The organism is Actinomycetes bacterium (assembly GCA_024222295.1).
Classification (GTDB): Bacteria; Actinomycetota; Acidimicrobiia; order Acidimicrobiales; family Microtrichaceae; genus JAAEPF01.
In genome coordinates this window covers 1-1,939 of sequence record JAAEPF010000113.1, presented here as the reverse complement: position 1 = coordinate 1,939, position 1,939 = coordinate 1, and the positions used below count along the sequence as shown (strand labels likewise).

The window sequence follows — 1,939 nt, the reverse complement described above, 5'->3', positions numbered from 1 at the left end:
GTGAACATCTGCATGATGGAGGAGCCATCCCCTCCTCCGCCGAGGGTGTAGTTGGTGTTCGAGTTGTCCGAGTTGTAGTTGTTCACCTCGCCCCCATCCACGTTGGTCGTGTTGTTGTACTCGTTCGTGGTGTCGTAGTGGTTGTTGACCACGGTCGTGTTGTTGTGGTAGTGGAAGTCCTGGTTCACGATCACGGTCGTGTTGTTGATGAAGTCCTGCAGGTTGTTCTGGATAAGCTCGTTCAGCGCGTCCTCGTCCACCTCCGTGACCCCGTCGGTGCCCGTGCACCCCGCCAGTGCGGTCGTCATCATCGCCAGTGCCATCAGTACTGCCTTTGCTCTCATCAGCGACGCAACAGGCAGGCGCTCGATAAACACATTCCCGGCGTTTCTCACAGGAAAGGCAGCATTATAGCGCCCGCGATGGCGAACATCACGCACGCTATGCCCATGTCAATCACCCTCCACGACTCGGGCCTGTCGAGCACCGAGGACAGCCTCCTCGCCCCGTAGCCGAGCGCGAAGAAGAACAGGAACGAGGCGAGCGAGGCGCCGACCGCGAACGCGACCCTGTCGTCGGACGCGTACCTGCTAGACGCCCCACCGATCAGCAGCACGGTGTCGAGGTACACGTGAGGGTTGAGGAACGTGAACGCGAGGGCGGTGCCGATGGTGGGCCCGAGGCCCAGGGCCTCCTCCTCGCCCACCGACATCCCGACCGGGTCCATCGATGACCTGACCCTCAGGACCCCGTAGCCCGCGATGAAGAGGGCGGCCGCGACGGATATCAGCAGCTCGGCACCCTCCACGCCCGCGAGGAACGAGCCGAGTCCCAGAACGCCAGCGCTGATCAGGAGCGCGTCGGACAGGGAGCAGACCAGGCAGACGGCGAACACGTGGGACCTCAGTAGGCCCTGCCTGAGCACGAAGATGTTCTGCGGGCCTATCGCGAGGATCAGGGCCATGCTGAGGGCGAACCCCTCTATGCCCGCTGACCAGAGGCCCATGGGCGCAGGGGGGAGCGCCCCGCCTTGAACTGGTCGCACTCAATCACGGGGGGCAGAGGCGCCGCTCCTCCAGTTGAGGAACGCGTAGGAGGGCAGCGACCACCCCAAGACGGCCACGGCCCATGCGGCCATCGACCCCATCACCATCCCGTGCTCCGCCACCGTCGTCATGGCCACCAGCGCGTACACGCCCACGGAGCCCCCGCCGAGGAGCATCGGCGCGGCCGCGCCACGGGGGACCGACGGGCCCTGCGAGACCCACAGGGCGACCATGGAGGTCAGGAATATGGCAGGGAACACGGAGGCGAGGCCCGCGACCAGTGGGTAGCCGAGGCCGGCCACCCACACCGACGCGCCGATCGCCGAGGCCGCCATCGCCCCCCTTGCCAGGAGCACCGGGGCGCTGACGCCCTCGCTCCCGGGAGGGGCCTCCCTGGGGCTCCAACCGAGCAGCAGGCCGAATGCCGCTGTCATCATGACTCCCGCGACTGCCACCGACCTCGGCGAGGAGCCGCTGACATGCGCGTCCCCGATTACGAGCACCGCGATGGCCCCTACGACGCCCCAGACGGCCAGCGACGCCACCGTGGTCAGCGCGAGGGAACGGCCCGGTGACAGCCCCTCAAGCCTCGGCGGCAGGAATATCCACACTGAGAGGAAGATGGCGTTGACGAGCATTCCCGCGGGCACCACCGAGAGGCTCTCCAGGAGCTCAGTATCACCCTGGGCAGACGCCATTCCCGCCACTGCGGGCACGATCGTGGTGGGGACCGTCCCGAGAGCCCCGCCGACCACTCCGCCGTACCTCTCTATCAGGACGGTGACGAGGATGGCCACCGCCCCTGCCGCAATCGCCGCGGGCAGGACGTCGCCAATCACGCGCTCGGGTGGGGCAGGTGGCACATGATGGTGGCGACGCTACTCGATGTCGTG

General features: G+C 66.7%; 3 protein-coding genes. All 3 read right to left on the bottom strand.

Annotated elements, in window-relative coordinates; all coding sequences use genetic code 11:
- Nucleotides 1–344 (bottom strand): hypothetical protein (locus tag GY812_17775; protein ID MCP4437331.1); only part of this gene is annotated, 344 nt, incomplete at its 3' end.
- A 47-nt stretch (nt 345–391) separates the two neighbouring features.
- A complete protein-coding gene (locus GY812_17770) occupies nt 392–1,006 on the bottom strand; it encodes an amino acid transporter (protein ID MCP4437330.1) in 615 nt (204 codons plus the stop codon).
- A gap of 39 nt (nt 1,007–1,045) precedes the next feature.
- On the bottom strand, nt 1,046–1,909 hold the full coding sequence (locus GY812_17765) for a hypothetical protein (protein ID MCP4437329.1): 864 nt from the start codon (nt 1,907–1,909) through the stop codon (nt 1,046–1,048).
- Nucleotides 1,910–1,939: the final 30 nt, after the last annotated feature.

Bases quoted from the DNA above. Each gene is read 5' to 3' on its own strand.
- GY812_17770 (MCP4437330.1), bottom strand. From the start codon at position 1,006: ATGGGCCTCTGGTCAGCGGGCATAGAGGGGTTCGCCCTCAGCATGGCC.